Origin of the sequence: Stutzerimonas stutzeri, from assembly GCF_013522825.1 — a bacterium.
GTDB classification, from domain to species: domain Bacteria; phylum Pseudomonadota; class Gammaproteobacteria; order Pseudomonadales; family Pseudomonadaceae; genus Stutzerimonas; species Stutzerimonas stutzeri_AK.
Genome location: NZ_JAAMQZ010000117.1, coordinates 1 through 255, shown reverse-complemented (window position 1 = coordinate 255; position 255 = coordinate 1). Strand labels below are relative to the sequence as shown.

Genomic DNA, 255 nt, shown 5'->3' with positions numbered 1-255 from the left:
CGTCGATGCTCGTGAGCAGGTCACGCTGGCCGCGCAAGTCATCGTTGTCGTCGAAATGCTGCTTGATCGCCTCCAGCGTCTCGGCGATTTGCTGGCGTAAATGTTCAAGAACCGACTCGATCGACGCTTTGACCTTGGTCTCGCGGGTCACGTCCAGGCGGTTCTGTTCCATCTGCTCCAGCTCCTGAAGATCCTTCAGGCGATGCACCAGGGCCTTGAGGCGGCGAATGGACGGTGGATCAGGCTGCCAAGCAC

Annotated in this window: 1 pseudogene; it reads right to left on the bottom strand. The window is 59.6% G+C overall.

What is annotated here, in order from left to right:
• Positions 1–255, bottom strand: a pseudogene (locus G7020_RS23850) (IS110 family transposase); the annotation flags it as partial.